We start from the raw sequence: 21,346 nt of genomic DNA on the forward strand, positions 1-21,346 counted from the left end.
GGTCAGGCCGCCAGCTGCTGGTCGTCGACGCTGGCCTTCGCGCCCTTGCCCGCCTTGCCGGCCGCACCGCGTGCCGCCGGCGGCACCATGGCCGTCAGGCGCTCACCGAGCAGGCGGGGCTGGCTGCCGGCCTGGACCGCGAGCAGGCCCTCCATGAGCAGCGTCTGCCGGTCCGCCTCGAGCTGCGCGAGCTTCCGGAGCTTCCCGCCGAAGGGCAGCCAGAGGAAGTTGGCGGTGAGGAGGCCCCACAGCGTCGCGACGAACGCGCTCGCGATGAGCGGGCCGAGCTCGTCGGGCTTGCCGAGGTTGGCGAGCACGTGCGTCAGCGAGACGACCGTGCCGATGATGCCCACCGTCGGGGCGAAGCCGCCGAGGCCCATGAAGAAGGCGCTGGCGCTCCGCATCGGCGCGGCGTTCGACTCGATCTCGTCCTCGAGCAGGATCCGCAGCTCGTCGCCGTCCGTGCCGTCGGCGATGTTCTGCAGGGCCTTCTTCATGAAGGGGTCGTCGTGCTTGTCGGCCTCCTGCTCGAGCGCGAGCAGGCCGTTCGACCGCGCGGTCTCGGCGAGTCCGACGACGTCGTCGATGACGGTCTGGGGCGGGGTGACCTTGCCGGTGAACGCCTTGGGCACGGTCTTGAACGCGGCGAGGGCGTCCTTCATGGTCGTGCTCGCGACGCCGCAGCCGATGGTGGCGACGAACACGAGGAGCATCGGGGCGGGCAGGAAGAGCCCCGCCATCTCGACGTGCTCCATCTGCGCCATGCCGAACAGGGCGCCGAAGGCCAGCAGGATCCCGACGATGGTCGCGATGTCCATCTCAGCGCCCCCCGTCCAGCGTGCGGGCACCGTCGCGACGGCCGGTCGCGACCAGCGGGGCGACCGGGGCGAGGGTGGGCTGCGGGCCGGTCGCGTTCCCGGGGAGCTCGGCACCGTAGGCCATGCCGACGATCCGGGCGCGGTAGGCGGCCACGGCGTCGATGACCTCGGCCATGGACTCGCGCACGATGTACTTCGCACCGTCGACCATGATGAGCGTCGTGTCCGGCGTCTCCTGGATGCGCTCCACGAGGTCGGGGTTGACAGCGAATGCGCTGCCGTTGAGTCGTGTGACGACGATCATGGCCCGTCCTGGTTCTCGATCGTCCCGCCGCCGTCCGTGGGGCGGGATGCAGACCCGTCCGTGGGTGTGCACCGATGCCTATCGGCGCGGCGGGCCGACGCGTTAGCGGCGGTGTGCAGACCGACGCTCGCCGAGGCCTCGGGAACTCATGGATGAGTTGAACCGTGGTCGTACCTGCGATGAAGCCGTGTCCGGGACGCTGTTTTATCTCACCACCGTGTTACCGTGGCGTCCATGTCCGACACCACCACCGTCGTCACGCCCGCCGACCCGGCAGCCGCCACCTCGGCCGCCGCGCCCCTCCGCGAGGTCGGCGCCCTCATCCGCGGTGCCCGCAAGGGCCGCAGCATGACCCAGTCCCAGCTCGCCGAGCGCGTCGGCACCAGCCAGAGCGCGATCAACCGGATCGAGCAGGGCGGCCAGAACCTCTCCCTCGAGATGCTGACCCGGATCAGCGACGCCCTCGACCAGCAGATCGTCTCGATCGGCGGCGCCCCGCAGCGGGCGCACCTGCGCGTGCAGGGCGGCCGGAAGCTCAGCGGGTCGATCGCGGTGAACTCGAGCAAGAACGCCGCCGTCGCACTGCTCTGCGCGTCGCTCCTCAACCGCGGGGTGACCCGCCTGCACCGCGTGGCCCGCATCGTCGAGGTCGACCGCATCATCGACGTGCTCCGCAGCCTCGGCGCGACCGTCACGTGGTCGGAGGACGGCGAGACGCTCGAGATCGTCGCGCCGGCCGACCTGCACCTCGACGCCATCGACGCCGACGCAGCCCGCCGCACGCGCAGCGTCCTCATGTTCCTCGGTCCGCTGAGCGGCCGCTACGGCTCCTTCCGCCTCCCCTACGCGGGCGGCTGCGACCTCGGCACCCGCACCGTCGAGCCGCACCTCATCGCGCTGCGCCCCTTCGGCGTCGACGTCGAGGCGACCTCCGGCTGGTACGAGGTCGACGTGGCGAACACCGAGGTGCCGACGAAGTCCGTCGTCCTGACCGAGCGCGGCGACACCGTGACCGAGAACGCGATCCTCGCCGCGGCCGCCCGCGACGGCGTCACCACCATCCGGAACGCCAGCCCCAACTACATGGTGCAGGACCTCTGCTTCTTCCTCGAGCTGCTCGGCGTGCAGATCGAGGGCATCGGCACGACGACGCTCCGCATCATCGGCAGGAGCCGCATCGACGAGGTCGTGGACTACTGGCCGAGCGAGGACCCGGTGGAGGCGATGAGCCTGCTGACCGCCGGCATCGTGACGTCCTCGACCCTGACCGTCACGCGGGCGCCGATCGAGTTCCTCGAGATCGAGCTCGCGACCCTGGCCGAGATGGGCCTGCGCTTCGACGTCAGCGAGGAGTACGCAGCCGCGAACGGCCGCACGCGCCTCGTCGACATCACCGTGCACCCGTCCGAGCTCCACGCGCCGATCGACAAGATCCACGCGATGCCGTTCCCCGGCCTGAACATCGACAACCTGCCGTTCTTCGTCGTGATCGCGGCGATGGCCGAGGGCACCACCCTCGTGCACGACTGGGTCTACGAGGGCCGGGCCATCCACCTGCTCGACCTCACCCGCCTCGGCGCGAGCGTCACCCTCCGCGACCCGCACCGGCTCGACGTCACCGGGCCGACGCACTTCTCGGGCGCCGAGGTCAGCTGCCCGCCGGCGCTCCGCCCGGCGGTCGTCATCCTGCTGGCGATGCTCGCGGCGAAGGGCGAGAGCGTGCTCCGCAACGTGGGCATCATCGCCCGCGGGTACGAGCAGCTGCAGGAGCGCCTGAACTCGCTCGGCGCGTCGATCGAGACGTTCCACGACTGACCCCACCGGCACGGTCGTGCCGACCACCGCAGCCTCCGCGCCCGGCGCACCGACGGCCCGTCCCCGCAAGTGGGGACGGGCCGTCACCCGTCCTGCGGAACGCACCGGTGCCTCCAGGCCGTCTGCCAGGCCGGACGGACACGTCGTCCAGGTGCCACGGGCTGCATGGGGTGATGGCCACGAGATCGCTCCTGACCCTGCCGCTCGTCCTCACCCTGTCGGCGGCCGCCGTCGCGTGGGTCGTCCTCGGCCCCGCCGCCGCCCTGGCGTTCGCGGCGCTCGCGCTGCTCGAGATCGCGATGGCGGCTGATTCCTCCGTCCCGATGGCCGGGATCGCCGGCCGCCTGCACTCCCCCGCACGGCGCCTGTTCCTGTCGCTCGGCATCGTCGCGGGCGTCCTCGCGATGCGACTCGCCCTGCCGCCGGCGGCGGTCGCCGTGGGCGGTGTGACCGACCCCGCGTCGGCGGTCGACGAGGCGGTGTTCGCGCCGGGGTCGTTCACCGCGCACCTCGCCGAGGTCCGTCCCGCCCTCGCCGCCTTCGGCGCCGCGTTCATCTGGCTCGTCTTCGCCGAGTACCTCTTCAACACCGACCGCCTGTCGCGTCGGTCCTGGTTGGGCGGCCTGGAAGCACGGCTCGCCCGGGTCGCGCGTCCTCGCGTCTGGGCGCTGGTCACCGCCGTCGCCGGGGTGCTGGTCACCACGTCGCTCGTGGGGGCCGACGACGGCTGGGCGGTCACCACGGTGCTCCCGGTCGCCCTGGGCGGGGTCGCCGGCACCGGCGCCTACCTCGGGTCGAAGCGCGTCGCCGCGTGGTCGTTGCGCGGCCTCGGTGGGACCGACACCGGGTCCGTCGCGACGGGAGGCTCGTGGCGCGTCCACACCTACGCCTCGACGGTCGTGTTCGAACGCGGGCTCGTCGTCTTCATGCTGTTCGAGATCCTCGACGGCGTGTACAGCCTGTCCGGCTCCGGGCTGCTCGGCGGTGACGGGCTCGGCGCGCTCGAACAGGCGGCGGTCGCGGTCGCGGCGATCGGGGTCGGCGCGGTGTTCCTGGCACGGCTGACCTCGCGCCTCGACCAGGCGGCCGGGCTGCAGCGGCTGCGGTACCTGAAGGCCGGCGCCGCCTACGTGCTCGGCGTCCTGGCGGTGCTGCTCTGGACGAGCCTGCTCGTCCCGGTCCCCGGCATCGTCGTCGCGTGGTTCGGCAGCGTCGTGATCGGGCTCGCGCTGGCCACCTCGCTGCCGTGGCGGGCGTGGGCGCGACGGCTCCGACGACGACGGGTGACCGCGGGCTGAGTCCCGAGGACGCGGATCGGGAAGGTCTCGCAGTACCGGCGGCGTTGACTGACGCGTCCGACGAACCGCGAGGAGATCCGTGCTCGGTCCTGAACTGGTGGTCGCCCTCGGGCTCGCCATCGCCCTGACGGCGGCCGTCGCCGACCGCATCCGGGTGGCCCCTCCCGTGCTGCTGCTCGTGATCGGCGCGCTGCTCGCCTTCGTGCCGACGTTCGCCCGCGTGGAGCTGCCCGCCGACGCCGTCCTCCTGCTGTTCCTCCCGGCGCTCCTGTACTGGGAGAGCCTGACGACGTCGCTCCGCGAGATCCGCAAGAACCTGCGCGGCATCGTCCTCATGGGCACCCTGCTCGTCGTCGTGACGGCCGGGGTCGTCGCCACCCTCCTGCACCTGCTCGGCATGCCGTGGGGGCCCGCCTGGGTGCTCGGCGCAGCGGTCGCGCCCACGGACGCCACCGCCGTCGGCGTGCTCACGAAGATGCTGCCGCGACGCAACGTCACGGTGCTCCGCGCGGAGAGCCTGGTGAACGACGGCACGACGCTCGTCGTCTACGGCATCGCGGTCGCCGTGACGGTGGGCACGCAGGAGCTGACGTTCTGGAACGTGTCCGGCATGCTCGTGCTCTCCTACGTGGGCGGCGTGGCGGCCGGGCTGCTGGCCGCGTGGCTCGGCTCGCTCGTGCTGCGTCGCGTCGACACCGTCGTGCTCGAGAACATGGTCACGCTGCTCGTGCCCTTCGCGGCGTTCCTCGGCGCCGAGGCGATCGGTGCGTCCGGCGTGCTCGCCGTCGTCGCCGCCGGCATCGTGGTGAGCCAGGTCGCGCCGAAGCTCGACCGGGCGGAGACCCGGCAGCAGGTCCGCGCCTTCTGGTCGTTCCTGACGTACCTGCTCAACGGCGCGTTGTTCGTGCTCGTGGGCATCGAGGCGATGGTCGCCGCGCGGCAGCTCGAGGCCCGCGAGCTGTGGACCGGGGTCGGGCTCGTGCTCGCCGTCTCCGTCGTGCTCGTCCTCGTGCGGTTCGCCTTCGAGGGCGCTCTCGGCGGCACCGTCTGGCTGGTGACCCGACGGTTCGGGGGCGAGCCCCGCGAGGGACGGCGCGACCGGCTCGTCAGCGGGTTCGCCGGGTTCCGCGGCGCGGTGTCCCTGGCGATGGCGGTCGCGGTCCCCCGCACGCTCGAGTCGGGCGGCGCCTTCCCCGACCGCGACCTCATCGTGTTCGTCACCGCCGGTGTCGTCGTCGTCACGATCGTCGGACAGGCGCTCGTCCTGCCCGCCGTGCTCCGTCGCGCGGCCCTCCCCGAGGACGAGTCGGTCGGCGAGGAGCGCCGCTACGCCGAGCGGACGGCGGTCGAGGAAGCGCTCGACGCACTCCCCCGACTCGCTCGCAAGGCCGGGGCCGACCGGGCCGCGGTCGAGCGGGTGCGGAAGGACCTCGAGGCGCACCTCGACGTCATCCAGGCCCGCGAGGAGGACGACGACGACCACCCGGCGCTGCAGCGGCACGACACCACGGTCGCGCTCGAGCTCGCGCTGGTCCGGCACAAGGCGGCGACGCTCCTGCGGCTCCGCGACGCGGACGAGATAGACGACCTGGTGCTCCGGCAGGTCCGTGCGGGGTACGACGCCGAGGAGGCGCGGCTCGAGGGGTCGACGCCGCCCTGAGTCCGCCACGGGGCGGCTCGGGCCGCTGCGGTTCCGGGGGCCGCGGCGCCCCAGATGTCGAGGACGCCGTCGACCGCGGCGTCGCGCAGCGTCCGCAGCGGCACCGGCCTTCGCGACCGATGACGGCCCGTCGTCTGATCACGTCTCAGCCACGTCCGTCCGACCGTTCCGACGTCGCCGCCGGCCAGTGATCGCGCGCGACCTCCGTCATCGGGACGTCCCGCCGGTCGCTCGCGTTCGGGTCCTTGCCCTCCGCGGACCAGAGCGGCGGGTACATCGAGAAGCCGCGGTCGAGCGCGAGGGCAGCGACGTCAGCAGCCCATCCGTCCCACCGGAGCGATCCGTAGAAGTGCCCGATCGCGTCGGTGAGCATCGCCGTGAGGAACTCGCTGTGCGTGAGGTCGAGGCCTTCCCACCGGAGGCTGTCGGGGGCGAAGTAGTACACGCGCCCGTCTCCGACACCGAGCGAGCCGCCGTCGAGCGCGAACACGCCACCGAGCACGTCGAAGCCGACGACGCACCGTCCCGACGAGTCCGTGTGGGCGTCCAGCACCGACGGGAGCCGTCCCCCGGCACCGCCGAGGAGGCGGAGCCAGCCGTGGTCGACGGTGATCCCCCCGGTGTGCGCGATCAGGGCGCCGAGGTACGACCGTTCGGTGAGACCGAGGTGTGCCCGGTCTGCGGCGGACCCACCCTCGAGGACCTGCGCGGCCGGTGCCGCAGCGATCAGGCCGGACAGTTCGGGCCAGGCGTCCTGCGAGAGCTTCGTCACCCGGGGATCGTCGCACGGCCGCCGGTCGGCCACGGACCCCCGGACGCATCGATGCGATCAGGTCCCGTGTAGACACGCAGTCGTGAGGAACGACGGGACGGGGCCGGACGGCCGCTGGGCAGTACCGCTGCGCCGCGTCTTCCCCTGGTGGTACCTGATCGGCGCGGCGGCGACGATGGTCGTGCTGATCCTGCTGGACCCCGAGGGTGGGCAAGCGGTCATCGCCCTGTGGGGTCCGACGATCGGCATCACCGTCCGCGACCGGGAGAAGGACGCACCGGGAGCGACTGGACCAGGATCTCCCCGTCGACCGAGCATCGTTGCTGTCGCCGCTCTGGCTCGAACCGGTGTGCGCAGCGCTGATCGCCGGGTTCGCAGTCGGCATCGGCCTCCTGCTCGATGCACTCTTCGGCCACCGGACGTTCGTCACGGTGCAGGTGGGGCTGAGCATCCTCGTCAGCAGCGCGGTCGGGTTCGTGCTGCTGCTCGTCATCCTCCGCGCGCGCCGTCGGCGGAGGAGGACGACCGTCTCAGTGCCGGATCTTCCGCTGCACGCTCCGTAGGAGCGTGAGTGCGACGGCGTCAGGGACACCGGTCGTCGTCTCCCAGTCGACCCCCGACCCGACGACGTCTGAAGCGAAGGCCACCTCCGTCGCCAGGAGCGCCCGACGCCAGTCGGTCGGCGGCAACGCCGCGCCGCGTTCGAGCGACTCCCGGATCCTCCGGCTCTGCTCGAAGAAGTCCGTTGCACCCGCGAAGCCGAACGCCCGGGCCAGGGTCTCGGTGAGGTGTACTGGTCCGCCCCATTCCCGCAGGCCCGCGAGCACGAGCTGTACTTCGTCCTCGATCAGTCCGAGGTCCTCCGCAGATGCCACGGCGTCACCTTCTCACGCGGAAGTCAGTGCTCCGACTCCGCAGTCGTCGGCCTGCTGAACAGGTTGACGACGTTGCCGTCGGGATCCCGCACGAGTGCCGAGCGGTTGCCCCACGGCATCGTGGTCGGTGCGAGCACGACGTCCTCCGGCGCGGGCTGGAGCCGGGCGAAGTCACCGTCGACGTCGGCGACCTCGAACTCGATGAACACGGAGCGGTTCGTCGCCGGGACGAGCGCGCCGCCGAGCATCGCGACGGTCGCGGTGCTGGCGATCGCGAGGACGGCGCCGGTGCCGCCGAACTGCGCGAAGACCGGAGCGGGGCGCTCCGCTCGCTGACCGGTGAGGTTCTCGTAGAACGTGACGAGACCGTCGAGGTCGTCGGTGACGATGCGGACGGATGCGAACGACATGGGGCTCCTTCGGTGGTGCTGATGGTGTCCCACCAGCGTCGCCGGTCGTCGCGACAGCGTCCTGTCGGTGTTTCCGAGATCGGTGTCCCCGAGATCGGTGTTCCCGGGATCGGTGTCGGTGATAAGTCGTCGACGACGGACCGGAGCCGTCCGTACTGGATCGCGAGGTCCTCGGCACGGAGTGCGCGCATTTGCGGTCGCTCGTCGGTCACCCTGATCGAGCGCATCCGGTCGGCACGGAATGCCCGCACTCCGTCGCGGAGTCGGCACCAGGCGATGAGGTACCACTGCCCGTCCTTCTCGATCGACCCCAACGGCTCGACGTCGCGACTGGTCTCCGCACCGGCGGCGTCCAGGTAGTGCAGCTGCACGACGCGGTCGGCGCGCAGTGCCTCGGCGAACTCGACCGGCGCGGCCGGCTCCTCCTCGCTCTCGAGGAAGTGCACCCGGGCTGCGAAGGCGCTGGCGCGCGCCGCTTCCGGGTCCGGCATGACCGCGAGCAGCTTCCGAGCGGCGGTCCGAGCGGAGTGGCGGAACGGGCTGTGACGGAGCGCGCCGAGCCCGATCAGCACCGCGAGGGCCTCGTCCGGCGTGAACCCCGCCGGGCCGAGCGTCGCCGACGCGTCGATGACGTAGCCGCCGGTCCGTCCGGGTTCCGCCCAGATCGGCAGTCCCGACGACTGCAGTGCTGCGAGGTCCCGCTCGATGGTCCGGACGGACACCTCGAAGCGTTCCGCGAGCCGTCGCGCGCTCCGTGGCCGCGGTGACGCGGCGCGCAGTTCCTCCACGAGGCCGTAGAGACGATCGGTCCGGTTCACCGACCCATCATCCGACACGGCGACCACCGCGGCGCCGGCGGGACCACCCCGACCGCTGCCACGAGCACGAAATGACCGGCTCCCCGAGGGAGGTGACGACAGCCCCTCCCAGCGGGCTCCCCGCAGTCGTACGGTCGGGACATGACCGCCGACCCTGCAGCCCAGCGAGAGCGCGACGAGGAGCCCCGCATGACCGACGTGACGTTCGAGCAACCGTTCCCGATCGGCGAGGAGAACGACGCCTACGCCCAGTACTTCACCGGCCGGAGCTACCTCGCGCCCCTCACCGACGGTGTACCCGTCGTCAGCAACGTCACCTTCGAACCCGGCTGCCGCAACGACTGGCACGTGCACCACGGCACCGGCGGCGGCGACCAGATCCTCCTCTGCACCGCCGGCTCCGGCTGGTACCAGGCCGAAGGCTCCGACCCCGTCAGCATGACCCCGGGCACCACCGTCCGCGTCCGTGCCGGGACCAAGCACTGGCACGGTGCGAAGGCCGACTCCTGGTTCTCCCACATCGCCTTCATCACGCCCGGTCCGGACGTGCGCAACGAGTGGCTCGAGCCGGTCGACGAGGACACCTACGGGCAACTACCCGGCACCTCGGCGCCCTGAACACGCCGACCCCGACACCACTCACGCCGAGGAGGCGCTGCTCGCCGACTCCCCGCCGCCCCCGGTCGGCGGGATGGTCGAGCCCACGACCCCTGCCGCACCGGGCGTCGCCCAGACCGTCCCGTCGACGGCGGAGGCCAGCACGTCCACCGCTCCGTCCGCGGTGAGCCGGCGGAGGTCGTCCTCGTCGCCGGCCACGATCGCCGTCGCCAGCACGTCGGCGGTCACGACGTCGTCGGCGATCACGGTCGCCTGCACGAACACGGGCGTGCTCCGGCGCCAGACGTGCTCGCCGCGTTCGGCCGTACCCGAGGTGCACACCGATCGCCTCGACCCGTCGAGGCGCACCACGCCGATCACGGTGTCACGCCGCTCGGGGTCGACGACACCGACCGACCACGGATCGTCGGGGCGGTGTCGTCCGCGCACCAGCACGTCGCCGCCCGCGCTGATCATCCAGTCGTCGGCGCAGCCGTCGAGGACGGCGCCCGCATCGCGGACCGCGAGCGCCTTGACGACCCCGGACAGGTCGACGACCCCGTCCGGGCGGTGCGGTGTGAAGGCGCCGCCGGTGCGGTCACGCCACTCGAGCGCGAGTGCGTAGACGTCCCGGACCTGTGCCGGAGCGTCGGGCAGCCGGAGACTCCCCGCGGCGATCCGGCTGAGCACCGACGCGGGGTCGTACAGGCTGTACCGGTGGTCGTACCCCGCGAAGACCGCGCGGACCGCGGCCGCGGCCTCCGGGGTGGCACCCCGGAGGCTGACGACCGTGCCCATCGTCGCGAAGGTCGTGACGGTCACAGGCCGGCCTGGTCGAGGGCGGACTGCAGCGACGTCGTGTAGCCCTCGCTGGTGAAGGTGGCCCCGCTGACGGCCTGGATCTGCGCCGACTGCGCCTGCAGCGCCTCCTGCCGGAGGATCGGTGCGGCCTGCTGGCTGATCGCGACCGATCGACCGTCGCGGTCGGTGAGGTGCAGCGCGGTCACGTCGGTGATCCTGCCGCCCGCGACGGTGACCTGGACCTGCACGTCGCCGTACTGCGTCTGGGCCACGGCGCCGGTGAAGGTTGCGGAGGCGGCCGAACCGCCGGACTCCGTACCGCCGGACGACCCGCTGCCGGACGACCCGCTGCCGGACGACCCGCTGCCCGACGACCCGCTGCCGGACGTGCCCGACGTGCCCGACGACGTGCTACCGGACGATGCGCTGCCGGTCCCTCCGGTCTGCGTGCCGGCGCTCGTACCCTGCTGCGCCGGCGCGGTCAGGGCCGGCTGCCCGCCGAGCTGCCAGCCGATGACGAGCACCGCGGCCGAGGACACGATGCCGCCGGCGACCACACGGGCCCTCACGACCCGAACCGTTCCTGGTGGATGCGGTGCTCGGGCACACCGGCGAGCCGCGCCTCCCGGACCACCAGGTCGGACCACGCCTGCGGTCCGCAGACGTATAGGTCCGACTCGAGGAGCCGCGGGAACACCGACAGCAGGGTCACCCCCCGGCGCAGGTCCTCCTCGGTGGCCCAGCTCGCCCGGGAACGCGCCCGGTGCCCGACCATCGCGTACAGCGTGGTCCCGGTCGCGGCCGCGAGCTCCGCGGTCTCCTGCCACAGGTACTGCTGGGACGCGTCGGTGCCGCGCAGGAGCACCGTCGCCTCCCCCGGACGCAGGTCGGTGTCCTCGAGGAGCGCCCGGACGGGCGTGATCCCGATGCCGGAGGCGACGAGTGCGAGGTACGGAGCCGTCCGAGCGACGTCGGTGAAGAGCCCGTACGGACCCTCGAGCGACACGGCGGTCCCGGGACGGAGGCGAGCGAGCCGCGCCGACCCCGCGCCGAGCTCGCGCACGGTGATGCGCGCACGGTCCGTACCGGGTACCGCCGAGAAGGACACCGGGTGGGCGTGCCACCAGGTCGTCGCGGACCAGAAGCGCCAGACCCCGTACTGACCGCCACGGACCCCGAGACGGTCGAGGTCCCGCCCCGACAGGTGGACGGAGACGACGCCGGGGGCGATCGGCTCCACGGCGACGACCCGGATCCGGTGTCGCAGGGTCACCACGAGCGGCACCGCGAAGCGGTACAGGGCGACGAGGCCGAGCGCGACGACGTACGCGGCGATCCAGTAGACGCGCTGCCAGGTGCCCTGTCCGAGGACGCTGCCGGCGCTGAGCATGTGCGGCAGGGCCACGAGCACGGCGGCGTAGCTGAGCAGGTGCACCACGTGCCAGACCTCGTAGGGCAGGTGCCGGCGGACGGCGACCACCGAGGACACCACGACCACGAGGAACAGCCCGAGTCCGAGGTAGGCCAGCGGCACGTCCGGCGTCGAGAACAGCGAGACGGTCTCGGCGACCGGTCCGCTGCCGGACGCCGTGCCGTACCCGAGCGTGAGGAGCGCGCCGTGGGCGAGCAGCAGGTACAGCACGGGCTTGCCGAGCGACCGGTGCACGGCGATCGCGGTGTCCTGGCCGAACACGCGGTCGAGCAGCGGCACCCGTGCGGCGAGCACGAGCATGACGAGCACCAGGTCGGTCGCGACGAGGCCGGCGACGATCCCGGCGTCCGTGAGCCAGCCGCCGAGGCCGGACACCGCGTGCGACCCCGGGGACGCGAGCCAGAGGGCGACCGCGACGGCGGCCGACGCCCACGCGGCCACGCCGAGCAGGTCACCCGCGGCGGCTCGGCGGCATCCGTCTCGTCGACGACGGCGTGCGGCGGCCGGCAGTGGCTCCGTCGGGGGCCGGGGGGAGCGCCGCGCGGTGGGGTGGGGCTCGTGGGCGGCGGGGCGAGCGGTGTCGATCATCGTCTCGGTCCTCTCCAGCGGGTGATCGGGTGCCTCCCAGCGTCGACACCGCCGCCATGAAGCAGCCCGGAACGAGCCAGGTCCTTCGTTCGAGTCCTCGAACGGAGGCGCGTGGACCCGGCGGTCAGCGCGCGGGCAGGTGGACGCGGGCCACCGCGCCTCCGTCCGGGCCGTTCTCGAGCGACGCGGACCCGCCGGCACGTTCGGCGGTGCCGCGCACCAGCGCGAGCCCGAGGCCGCTGCCGCCGAGGGTCGTCCTCCGGGCCTCGTCGGCGCGGGTGAAGCGGTCGAACGCGCGCGGCAGGAACGAGTCCGGCACACCGGGGCCGTCGTCGCGGACGGTCAGGACGAGGACGCCGTCGGTCTGCTGGTCGAGCGCGATCCGCACCTCGACGTCGGCCGCTCCCGACGCGACGGCGTTCGCCACGAGGTTGTCGACGACCCGGCCGAACCCAGCGGGTGTCACCGCGTACACGACGGCCGGGTCCGCGACCCGCACGGAGAAGTCGACGTCCCCCGCGCCGGCGATCGCCCGAGCCCGGTCGACGCACCCCATCAGCTCCGTCACGAGCGCCGAGGCAGGGGTGGTCGGCGCCGGCCGGACCTCGTCGAGCCGGCTGAGCTCGAGCATCGTCTCGGCGAGGGCGACGAGCCGCGCGGCGTCCGCCTCGGCTGCCGACAGCTCCCGCTCGAGCGCGACGGCGTCCCCCGACGCCCGGTGCGCCAGCTCGAGCCGTGCGGTCAGCGCGGCGAGGGGTGTCCGGAGCTCGTGGCTGGCGTCCGACACCATGCGGCGTTCGCGGGCGGCGTCGACGCGCTGCCGGTCGAGGAACGCGTTGAGCGTGCGGGCGAGGTCGGCGAGTTCGTCGTCGGAGGGCCCGACCGGCAGGTGCCCCGTGGCGTCCCCGAGGCTCGTGTCGCCACGACGCAGCGCCTCCGCCGTCCGGCGCATCCTGGTGACCGGTCGGAGGGCCACGGTGGACAGCAACCACGCGCCGACCGCGGACGCGGCGAGGGCGAGCAGCGTGCCCGTCACGAGCGACCGGTCGAAGCGCTCGACAGTCTGGTGCCCGGCGCGCCCGTCGTGCGCGGACCACACCACGAAGTCGCCGACGGCGGTCCGGACCGGTGTCCCGACGACCGTGGCCTGCCGGTGGCCGCTCCCGACGCGCCTCGTGGTCGGCTCGCGCGGGACGCCCGGGGGCAGTGCGCCTCGCACGTCGGCGGGGAGCGTGTCGAGCAGCCACGTGCCGTCGTCGTCGCGGATGCCGACGAGGACGCCCTCGGACGGACGGTCCGGCGTCTCACCGGGATTGCTCCGCAGGTCGGCGACGAAGGACGCACCGTCACCGGCGGCGAGGGACCGGTCGGTCGCCAGCGTGGCCTCCTGCACCTGCACGTGCAGGACGAGTGCGACCAGGGTGAGGACCACCGCGCCGACGAGCGTGCTCCCGATCGTGATGCGCGCGCGGACCGACAGGCGCCGCACCCACCTCACGGCAGTGGCACGACGTCGAGCGCGTACCCGACGCCCCGGACCGTGCGGATGACGACGTCGGCTCCCGATGCGTGGAGCTTCTTGCGGACGTAGCTGACGTACTGGTCGACGATCGTCGGGTCGAAGTGCTCGGCGCTCCCCCAGACCTCCCGGAGCACCTCGGCACGGGACCGGGTCTCCGGGGACCCCTGGGCCAGGAACCGCAGGAGCGAGAACTCCTTGACGCTGAGCGGCAGGTCGCGGCCGGCGACCGTCGCCCGGACGGTGACGGTGTCGAGCCGGACGTGCCCGGCCTCGACCACCGTGGCCGACCCGGCGGCTCGGCGTCGGAGGTGGGCGCGCAGGCGTGCGTTGAGCTCCGCGATCGCGAACGGCTTCGTCAGGTAGTCGTCCGCTCCCGCGTCGAGCCCGAAGACCCGGTCGTCGACGGCGTCGCGGGCGGTGACGAGGATCACCGGGAGTTCCTGACCCGTCTCGCGCAGTCGGCGGCACACCTCGAAGCCGCTCATCTCGGGCAGCATGACGTCGATCGCGGCGGCGTCGAACCGGTGCGCTGCGGCGGCGACGAGCGCGGCGACCCCGTCCGTGACCAGGGTCACGCGGTGTCCCTCGCCGACCAGGCCCCGTTCGACGAGCGCACCCATCTCCGGATCGTCCTCCACCACCAGGATGTCCGCCACGTGCGCTCCTTCCGTGCCGCAATCATGCCCGACACCGCTGCCGCCCGCAGCGACGCGCGGCACCGAGCACGACCGGGTCAACCCCGCGGCACCTGCCCCGCCCGCAACATCGCCCGCTCGAGCAGCTCGAGGTCGATCCCCACGTGCCGACGGGCCACCACCCCGGCGTCCACCGGACGGCCGTCGCAGACCGCGTCGACGAGCTCCTCGTGCTCCCGGAGCGCCCGCGCCTCCATCTCCGCCATGCCCTCGGCCGTGCCCCACAGGTGCGCGGGTGCGGCGATGGACACCTGCGACTCGAGTCCGGCGAGCGTAGCGGCGAGCACCTCGTTGCCCGCGGCGTCGATGATCGTACGGTGCAGGACGGCGTCCGCCTGCTGCTTCTCGAACCCGGAGGCGGCCGCCCGGAAGGCGTCCAGCCGGTCGCGGAGCGCCGCTCGTCCGTCGTCGCCGATGCGCTCGGCGGCGGCGGTGGCGAGCGCACCGTGCAGCAGTGCGATCGCGTCGGCGGTGTCGCGGATGCCCGCCCAGCGCGCCAGGAGCGTCCGTCCGACGGCGTCCGACGACGTGTCGGGCCACTGCGTCCGCACGAAGGTGCCGCCGCCGCGGCCGCGTCGGGTCTCGAGCAGGCCGCGGTCGACGAGCCGGGCGAGTGCGGCGCGGACCGTCACGCGTCCGACCCCGAGGAGCACCGCGAGCTCGCGCTCCGGCGGGAGCCGTGACGCGGGCAGGTACTCCCCGACGGCCACGGCCGTGACGAGCCGGTCCTCGACCTCGTCGACCCGGGTCTCCGTCGCGCGATCTGGCACTCCTGCCCCTCCCTGCGTTTCGTCCACGTTACGGGACCAGGAAAGGTATTGCAGGGAACCTTTGGGCGGGCCATGCTGTGCGTCATGTCCCGCATCACCGAAGGCACGATGCCGTTCCGCGACGGCCACACCTGGTACCGCGTCACCGAACCGGACACTCCGGTGCCGGGTGCGCTGCCCCTCGTCGTCCTGCACGGCGGCCCCGGCATGGCGCACGACTACCTCCGGAACCTCGCGGCCCTGGCCGACGAGACCGGCCGCACCGTGGTGCACCACGACCAGTTCGGCTGCGGCCGGAGCTCCCACCGCCCGGATGCCCCGGTCGACTCGTGGACGCCGCAGCTGTTCGTCGACGAGTACACCGACCTGGTCGAGCACCTCGGGCTCGGCGAGCACCACGTCCTCGGCCAGTCGTGGGGCGGCATGCTCGGGTCGGAGATCGCGGTCCGACAGCCGGAGCACCTGCGGTCGCTCGCGATCTGCAACTCCCCCGCGTCGATGCAGCTCTGGGTGGACGGCGCGGCCGAGCTCCGGGCGCAGCTGCCGCAGGACGTGCAGGACGCCCTCACCCGTCACGAGGACGCCGGCACCGTCGACGACCCCGAGTACCTCGCCGCCACGCAGGTCTTCTACGAGCGCCACGTCTGCCGCGTCGTCCCCATGCCGCAGGACTTCGTGGACTCCGAGACGCAGATGGAGCAGGAGCCGACGGTCTACCACACCATGAACGGCCCGAACGAGTTCCACGTCATCGGCACGATGCGCGACTGGACCGTCGTCGACCGCCTCGACCGCGTGGTCACCCCGACCCTCGTCGTCGCCGGCGAGCACGACGAGGCCACCCCCGCCACCTGGCAGCCCTTCGTCGAGCGCATCGCCGACGTCCGCCAGCACGTCTTCCCCGGCGCGAGCCACTGCTCGCACCTGGAGCAGCCCGAGGAGTTCCGCCGCGTGATCGCGGCCTTCCTCGCCGAGCACGACGACCAGCCCACCGGCTGACCCGACCGACCCGCCAGCCGGGAGGCGCGCACCCACCCCGCCACGCGCCTCCCGGCCGCCGCCCCTCCGGACCCGACCGGCGCGCCCACCCAGCCACGCGCCCGGCGTCCGGCACCCCCTTCCCACGCACCGTCTCCCCGAACGGAACCACGATGTCGCAGCAGCACAGCGAGCTCTCTGCACAGCAGCAGCTCGAGGCCTACGGCTACAAGCAGGAGCTCAAGCGCTCCGTCTCCACCACCGACCTGCTCGTCTACGGGCTCGTCTTCATGGTGCCGATCGCCCCGTGGGCGATCTTCGGCACCGTCTACAACGCCTCGAGCGGCATGGTCCCGCTCGTGTACATCGTCGGCCTCGTCGCGATGATCTTCACCGCACTCGCCTACGCGCAGATGGCGAAGTCGATCCCCCTCGCCGGCAGCGTGTTCTCGTACGTCGGCCGTGGCATCCACCCGACCGCCGGGTTCTTCGCCGGCTGGGCGATCCTGCTCGACTACCTGCTCGTCCCGACGCTGCTCTACGTGTTCGCGGCCGAGAGCATGGTCGGCATCTTCCCCGGCACGCCCCGTTGGCTGTGGGCGCTCGTGTTCGTCGCGATCAACACGGTGATCAACCTGCTCGGCGTCTCGTCGCTCAAGGTCGCGAACCGGGTGTTCCTGCTGATCGAGCTCGTGTTCGTGGCGATCTTCGTCGTGATCGCGATCGTCGCCCTGACCGGCGGCACGGTCCCCGGCGCCTCGTTCAGCACCGACCAGGTCTGGGACCCGTCGAAGGTCTCCGCACCGCTCATCGCCAGCGCCCTGTCGATCGCGGTGCTGAGCTTCCTCGGCTTCGACGGCATCTCGACGCTGTCCGAGGAGTCGACCGGTCGCCGCGGCGGTGCCGGCACCGCGATGATCCTCGCGCTCGTGATCGTCGCGTTCCTGTTCGTCCTGCAGACCTGGCTCGCCTCGGCCCTCGCCGCCGGGCGGGACGCGTTCCCCGAGGGCGAGGCCGGCAACGCGTTCTTCACCATCGTCGAGCAGGCCTCGTCGAGCGGGTGGGCGACCGCGTTCTTCGCGGTGAACGTCCTCGCGGTCGGCATCGCCAACGCGATGGCCGCGCAGGCCGCGACGAGCCGCCTGCTCTTCTCCATGAGCCGCGACCGACAACTCCCGGCGTTCCTGCACAGGTTGAACGGCCGCCTGGTGCCGCAGAACGCGATCATCGTCGTGTCGGTGCTGTCCGCGATCCTCGTGCTGTTCTTCGTCGGACAGATCGACACGATCTCGTCGCTGGTGAACTTCGGCGCGCTGTTCGGCTTCATGCTCCTGCACGTGTCGGTGTTCGTGCACCACGTCGTGAAGGGGAGGTCGCGGAACTGGCTGCTGCACCTGGTCGTGCCGCTGATCGGCTTCCTCATCATCGGGTACGTGCTGCTCAACGCCGCGGTCGAGGCGAAGGTCGGCGGGATCATCTGGCTCGTCGTCGGTGCCGCGGTCTTCCTCTACTACCGCTCGACCGGCCGATCCACCGAGGTCGGCTCCGAAGGAGACCCCGCATGACCCCCGACCACCACCTGCCGAACACCCTCGGCGTCCCCGGGTTCGACCCCGCCCGCGAGCCCGTGCTCCGCATCACGCCCGGCACCGGCGAGACGATCGGCTTCGAGACGACCGACGCCGTCTACGCCGAGCTCGACCGGCACCACGACCTGGCGCAGTTGCAGGCCCCGATCAACCCGGTCACCGGACCCGTCTTCGTCGAGGGGGCGATGCCGGGCGACACCCTCGCCGTGCACATCCACGACATCCAGCTCACGACCCACGGCTGGTCGGTGTCGCTCCCCGGCTCCGGGGCGCTCCAGCACGTCATGCCCGAGGGGGTGTTCGCCCGCCGCTGCCCGATCGAGGACGGCGTCGTCCACGTCACCGACCGGCACGCGTTCCCCGTCCGGCCGATGATCGGCTGCATCGGCGTCGCACCGGCGACCGGGACGAACTCGACGATCATGCCGGCGTACGCCGAGGGCGGGAACATGGACGTCACCGAGGCCCGGCCCGGCTCGACCGTGTACCTGCCCGTCCGGGTTCCCGGCGCCCTGCTGTCCATCGGGGACGTCCACGCGATCATGGCCGAGGGCGAGTCGTCCTTCGTCGCGATCGAGGCGCAGGGCACGGCGATCGTGTCCGTCGACCTCGTGCGGGGCGGCCCCGTGCTCCGGGCACCGCGGATCGAGACCGACGACGAGTGGCTCTTCGTCGGCCTCGGCGACCCGGTGCAGGAGAGCGTCCGGCGCGGGTACGAGGACGCCTTCGCCTTCCTCGTCGACGAGCACGGGTGGAGCGCCGACGACGCGTACGCGGTGCTCAGCGCCGTCGGCGACTCGAAGCTCGGCGGGCCGACCGGGTCGGGCGACCCGGACCCGCTGCACCCCTTCGCGGCCGTCGGGGCGGTGACGCTGCACCGGGTGCCGAAGGCGGTGCTGTAGCGCGACGAGGACGGACGGGAGGCGCGTGGCGGGGCCGCCACGCGCCTCCCGTCCGACGAGCGGTCGGGCTGGCCACGACCGCTGCCCGCTCAGTCGTAGCCGAGCACCACCGTCAGGTCCTCCGGGTCCGGGTCGACCGGCCCGGTCGCCGTCCCCACGACGGCGGTCACGAGTGGGCCGTCCGACGAGTCGTCCGCGCGCCGGAGCGGTGCTCCACCCGCTGCGGCCGAGCGGGCATCGCCGCCCAGACCTGCCCCCAGATCGCCTCGTACTCGACGCGGGAGAGCTGCCCGCGCCGCACGGCGGTCTCGGCGAGGCAGAGCAGGTCGAGCGAGGTCTCGAGGAGCCGCACGTCGCCGTGCACCTCCGGGCGGCCGTTGCCGTGGAAGACCGTCACCGTCAGCGTCCGGACGCCGGGACGGAACCGACGGGTGGCCCGGGCGAGGACCACGAACCCGGCGACGTAGACGACGACCGCGAGCACGACCCCGACCACCGGTGCCTCGTGTGCCGCGACGACGAGGCCCACCGCGCCGACGGCTCCGCCGACCGCCCACGCCTGCAGCGCCCGCAGCAGGAGGTGCTCGCCGGTCGTGGTGCCCGGCGGGTGGACCTCGAGCGTGCGGCCGCTCCACAGGGCGCGGGTGACGGGCTGCACGGCGCAGCGGCCCCAGGGGTGCCAGCCGGTCCGTGCGACACGGTGCGGCGGTCGTTCTCGGTGCATGTCCACGACGGCCAGCCTCGTGCCGCGCGCGCCGCGCCGTGCCGGTCCTGACGGCTCCCTGACGGACGACCGGCGCTTCCGTACGGCACCCGTGCGCCCCGCCCGGTCCGAGGGACGGTGCCCGGTACCGTGACCGGATGGACGACCACGCCCTCGCCGCCACCCTCGTGACCGACGCCGCCCGACTCGCCGCCGAGATGCGCACCACCGGCACCGCGGCCGAGCGCAAGACCTCGGCCGCCGACCTCGTCACGGCAGCCGACCGTGCCGCGGAGGACCTCGTGCGCCGGCTGCTCCGGGAGCACCGGCCCGACGACGGGGTGCTCGGCGAGGAGGGCGCGCAGGTCGAGGCGGCCACCGGACGGCGCTGGACGGTGGACCCGATCGACGGCACGTTCAACTACGTCGCCGGACTGCCGGCGTGGTGCAGCGCGGTGTCGCTCGAGGTCGACGGCGTGCTGCGTGTCGGTGCGGTCCGGCGACACCTGCCCGACGAGACCTGGGTCGCGTCCGACGGCCGGACGACGCGCGACGGTGAGCCGGTCCCGGACGTGCCCGACGTGGCACTCGGCACCGGCAGCGTCGCGACCTTCCTGAACGCCTCACACCTCCGCGACGACGCGGCGCCCACGGTGTTCGCGCTGCTCGGCGCCGCGGCGACGATCCGGATCAGCGGATCCGGGTCGTGCGACCTCGTCGACGTGGCCGCGGGCCGGATCGGGCTCTGGGTCCAGACGGACTGCGCCGACTGGGACTGGTTGCCCGGGCGGGCGCTCGTCGAGGGCGCCGGCGGGGTGGCGACGATCGTGACGGCGCACGGCCACGACTGGCACCTGGCCGGGGCGCCGACGGCGGTGCGGGAGGCGGTCGCCCTGCTGACGGCAGGGTCGGACGGCGCCGCCTGACCGGAGCGACCCCGCCCGGCGCGATCGCGGTACTCGCGGCCGCCGCGGCCGCCGCGGGTGCGGTGAGCTGGCGGGCGCTCCGCGCGCCGACACGTCCCTGACCGCCGCTCCGCCCGCCCACCCGCTGCAGCCGTGGCACCGATCGCCGGGCTGCTCCGGTGCGTCCCGACGGCCGTCCTGCTGGACACACCCTCAGCCCCGCCGGCCACCGTCCCGGCTGCCTGGCGGCCGGCGGCGGGAGGCTGCGCGGCGTGAGCCAGCCCGCGTCCCCGTCCACCCCGCCGCCGTCAGCCCCACCGCACGTCGGCCGGACCCGCCGCTACCGGGACCGCCTCGTCCTGACGGTGGTGGTCGGCGCCGTCGTCGCGGGCGTCACGAGCGTCACGGTCGGTCCGCGCTGGGCGGCGTCGATCGGGTGGGCGGCCGCGTGCGCGGTGTACGTCGTCACCGCGCTGCCCCTGCTCCGGGCGGACGCCGACCGGACCGCGCGGCTCGCCTCGCGGGAGGACCCGCGGCGGACGGTCTCCGACCTGCTGCTCGTTGGTGCCGCCGGTGCGAGCGTCGTCGCGCTCCTGGTCGTGCTCAGCACCGCGAAGGGGCTGCACGGTCCGTCGCAGGACCTCGCAGCAGCACTCGGCGTGGTCAGCGTGGCCCTGTCGTGGATGCTCGTGCAGACCCTGTTCACCCTGCGCTACGCCGAGCTCTGGTACAGCGGGACCCCGGGCGGCATCGACTTCAACCAGCAGGAACCCCCGCGGTACTCGGACTTCGCCTACTTCGCCCTGACGGTGGGGATGACGTACCAGGTGTCGGACACCTCGATCACGGCGAGCAGGATCCGGGTGGTGACGCTCCGGCACGCGCTGCTCTCGTTCTTCTTCGGGACCGTCGTCATCGCGAGCGTCGTGAACCTCGTCGCCGGACTCGGGAACTGAACCTTCGGAGCCGTGTCCTGAAGATGTGCTCAGCCGCCAGTGCCCGCTCCCAGCCTGGGGAGTGGGGCGAAAGGGGGACAGCGCGAGGGTGACGCGACACCTTCTTCCCCCCGTTCGGGGGTGGCACAGAAGGTACCG

General features: G+C 73.0%; 22 protein-coding genes and 1 pseudogene. 10 read left to right on the plus strand and 13 right to left on the minus strand.

Annotated features, from left to right (window positions below):
* Nucleotides 1-2: 2 nt before the first annotated feature.
* On the minus strand, nucleotides 3-818 hold the full coding sequence (locus QUG92_RS10720) for a motility protein A (RefSeq protein WP_069710953.1): 816 nt from the start codon (nucleotides 816-818) through the stop codon (nucleotides 3-5).
* A gap of 1 nt (nucleotide 819) precedes the next feature.
* The gene (locus tag QUG92_RS10725) at nucleotides 820-1,122 is read right to left on the minus strand and encodes a flagellar FlbD family protein (RefSeq protein WP_182048046.1); all 303 of its coding nucleotides are present in this window, start codon (nucleotides 1,120-1,122) and stop codon (nucleotides 820-822) included.
* 234 nt (nucleotides 1,123-1,356) lie between these two features.
* Here QUG92_RS10725 and QUG92_RS10730 point away from each other — a divergent pair, with 234 nt between their 5' ends.
* From QUG92_RS10730 to QUG92_RS10740, 3 genes are all read left to right on the plus strand, one after another.
* The gene (locus QUG92_RS10730; protein ID WP_289459015.1) at nucleotides 1,357-2,937 is read left to right on the plus strand and encodes a helix-turn-helix domain-containing protein; all 1,581 of its coding nucleotides are present in this window, start codon (nucleotides 1,357-1,359) and stop codon (nucleotides 2,935-2,937) included.
* A gap of 173 nt (nucleotides 2,938-3,110) precedes the next feature.
* Nucleotides 3,111-4,235, plus strand: coding sequence for a DUF475 domain-containing protein (locus QUG92_RS10735; RefSeq protein ID WP_289459016.1), 1,125 nt, complete (start codon nucleotides 3,111-3,113; stop codon nucleotides 4,233-4,235).
* A 79-nt stretch (nucleotides 4,236-4,314) separates the two neighbouring features.
* On the plus strand, nucleotides 4,315-5,895 hold the full coding sequence (locus tag QUG92_RS10740; protein WP_069710956.1) for a Na+/H+ antiporter: 1,581 nt from the start codon (nucleotides 4,315-4,317) through the stop codon (nucleotides 5,893-5,895).
* A gap of 145 nt (nucleotides 5,896-6,040) precedes the next feature.
* Here the strand turns inward: QUG92_RS10740 and QUG92_RS10745 are convergent, their stop codons facing one another.
* A complete protein-coding gene (locus QUG92_RS10745; RefSeq protein WP_289459017.1) occupies nucleotides 6,041-6,667 on the minus strand; it encodes a DUF2625 family protein in 627 nt (208 codons plus the stop codon).
* Nucleotides 6,668-6,987: 320 nt separating this feature from the next.
* On the opposite strand from QUG92_RS10745, the gene QUG92_RS10750 reads away from it, so the two are divergent.
* Complete coding sequence (locus QUG92_RS10750; protein WP_289459018.1) at nucleotides 6,988-7,230, plus strand: hypothetical protein; 243 nt, start codon at nucleotides 6,988-6,990, stop codon at nucleotides 7,228-7,230.
* Here QUG92_RS10750 and QUG92_RS10755 read toward each other — a convergent pair.
* The 3 genes and pseudogenes from QUG92_RS10755 to QUG92_RS10765 all read right to left on the minus strand — a co-directional run.
* Nucleotides 7,198-7,542 (minus strand): hypothetical protein, encoded by a 345-nt coding sequence (locus tag QUG92_RS10755; protein ID WP_182047966.1) that lies wholly within the window; start codon nucleotides 7,540-7,542, stop codon nucleotides 7,198-7,200. The two genes, QUG92_RS10750 and QUG92_RS10755, sit on opposite strands and share 33 nt — an antisense overlap.
* A gap of 23 nt (nucleotides 7,543-7,565) precedes the next feature.
* Nucleotides 7,566-7,952 (minus strand): VOC family protein, encoded by a 387-nt coding sequence (locus tag QUG92_RS10760; RefSeq protein WP_182047965.1) that lies wholly within the window; start codon nucleotides 7,950-7,952, stop codon nucleotides 7,566-7,568.
* 221 nt (nucleotides 7,953-8,173) lie between these two features.
* Nucleotides 8,174-8,797: pseudogene (locus QUG92_RS10765) on the minus strand (helix-turn-helix transcriptional regulator); the annotation flags it as partial.
* 114 nt (nucleotides 8,798-8,911) lie between these two features.
* On the opposite strand from QUG92_RS10765, the gene QUG92_RS10770 reads away from it, so the two are divergent.
* Nucleotides 8,912-9,388, plus strand: coding sequence for a cupin domain-containing protein (locus tag QUG92_RS10770; RefSeq protein WP_289459019.1), 477 nt, complete (start codon nucleotides 8,912-8,914; stop codon nucleotides 9,386-9,388).
* Nucleotides 9,389-9,409: 21 nt separating this feature from the next.
* Here QUG92_RS10770 and QUG92_RS10775 read toward each other — a convergent pair whose 3' ends face one another.
* The 6 genes from QUG92_RS10775 to QUG92_RS10800 form a co-directional block, all read right to left on the minus strand.
* Nucleotides 9,410-10,189, minus strand: coding sequence for an FAD:protein FMN transferase (locus QUG92_RS10775; protein ID WP_259346272.1), 780 nt, complete (start codon nucleotides 10,187-10,189; stop codon nucleotides 9,410-9,412).
* On the minus strand, nucleotides 10,186-10,737 hold the full coding sequence (locus tag QUG92_RS10780; RefSeq protein WP_259346271.1) for an FMN-binding protein: 552 nt from the start codon (nucleotides 10,735-10,737) through the stop codon (nucleotides 10,186-10,188). Before QUG92_RS10780 ends, QUG92_RS10775 begins: the two co-directional genes overlap by 4 nt.
* Complete coding sequence (locus tag QUG92_RS10785; RefSeq protein ID WP_289459021.1) at nucleotides 10,734-12,188, minus strand: ferredoxin reductase family protein; 1,455 nt, start codon at nucleotides 12,186-12,188, stop codon at nucleotides 10,734-10,736. Before QUG92_RS10785 ends, QUG92_RS10780 begins: the two co-directional genes overlap by 4 nt.
* 124 nt (nucleotides 12,189-12,312) lie before the next feature.
* A complete protein-coding gene (locus tag QUG92_RS10790; protein WP_182047962.1) occupies nucleotides 12,313-13,677 on the minus strand; it encodes a sensor histidine kinase in 1,365 nt (454 codons plus the stop codon).
* A gap of 5 nt (nucleotides 13,678-13,682) precedes the next feature.
* Entirely contained in the window at nucleotides 13,683-14,366 is a 684-nt protein-coding gene (locus QUG92_RS10795; protein ID WP_182047961.1) for a response regulator transcription factor, read from the minus strand.
* Nucleotides 14,367-14,443: 77 nt separating this feature from the next.
* On the minus strand, nucleotides 14,444-15,175 hold the full coding sequence (locus tag QUG92_RS10800) for a FadR/GntR family transcriptional regulator (RefSeq protein ID WP_289459024.1): 732 nt from the start codon (nucleotides 15,173-15,175) through the stop codon (nucleotides 14,444-14,446).
* A gap of 84 nt (nucleotides 15,176-15,259) precedes the next feature.
* Between QUG92_RS10800 and QUG92_RS10805 the strand changes: the two genes are divergently transcribed.
* From QUG92_RS10805 to QUG92_RS10815, 3 genes are all read left to right on the plus strand, one after another.
* Complete coding sequence (locus QUG92_RS10805) at nucleotides 15,260-16,174, plus strand: proline iminopeptidase-family hydrolase (RefSeq protein WP_289459025.1); 915 nt, start codon at nucleotides 15,260-15,262, stop codon at nucleotides 16,172-16,174.
* A gap of 152 nt (nucleotides 16,175-16,326) precedes the next feature.
* Nucleotides 16,327-17,718 (plus strand): APC family permease, encoded by a 1,392-nt coding sequence (locus QUG92_RS10810; protein ID WP_289459027.1) that lies wholly within the window; start codon nucleotides 16,327-16,329, stop codon nucleotides 17,716-17,718.
* Entirely contained in the window at nucleotides 17,715-18,644 is a 930-nt protein-coding gene (locus QUG92_RS10815) for an acetamidase/formamidase family protein (RefSeq protein WP_289459028.1), read from the plus strand. Before QUG92_RS10810 ends, QUG92_RS10815 begins: the two co-directional genes overlap by 4 nt.
* Nucleotides 18,645-18,810: 166 nt before the next feature.
* Here the strand turns inward: QUG92_RS10815 and QUG92_RS10820 are convergent, their stop codons facing one another.
* Entirely contained in the window at nucleotides 18,811-19,368 is a 558-nt protein-coding gene (locus QUG92_RS10820; protein WP_353063042.1) for a DUF6611 family protein, read from the minus strand.
* A 137-nt stretch (nucleotides 19,369-19,505) separates the two neighbouring features.
* Here QUG92_RS10820 and QUG92_RS10825 point away from each other — a divergent pair, with 137 nt between their 5' ends.
* Both QUG92_RS10825 and QUG92_RS10830 read left to right on the plus strand, forming a co-directional pair.
* Nucleotides 19,506-20,273 carry an inositol monophosphatase family protein gene (locus tag QUG92_RS10825; protein ID WP_289459030.1) on the plus strand — a complete coding sequence of 256 codons (768 nt, stop codon included), beginning with the start codon at nucleotides 19,506-19,508 and terminating at the stop codon, nucleotides 20,271-20,273.
* Nucleotides 20,274-20,524: 251 nt separating this feature from the next.
* Nucleotides 20,525-21,208, plus strand: a complete 684-nt coding sequence (locus QUG92_RS10830; protein ID WP_289459031.1) for a DUF1345 domain-containing protein — start codon at nucleotides 20,525-20,527, stop codon at nucleotides 21,206-21,208.
* The last annotated feature ends 138 nt before the right edge of the window (nucleotides 21,209-21,346 follow it).

Origin of the sequence: Curtobacterium citri, from assembly GCF_030362955.1 — a bacterium.
Lineage (GTDB): Bacteria > Actinomycetota > Actinomycetes > Actinomycetales > Microbacteriaceae > Curtobacterium > Curtobacterium citri.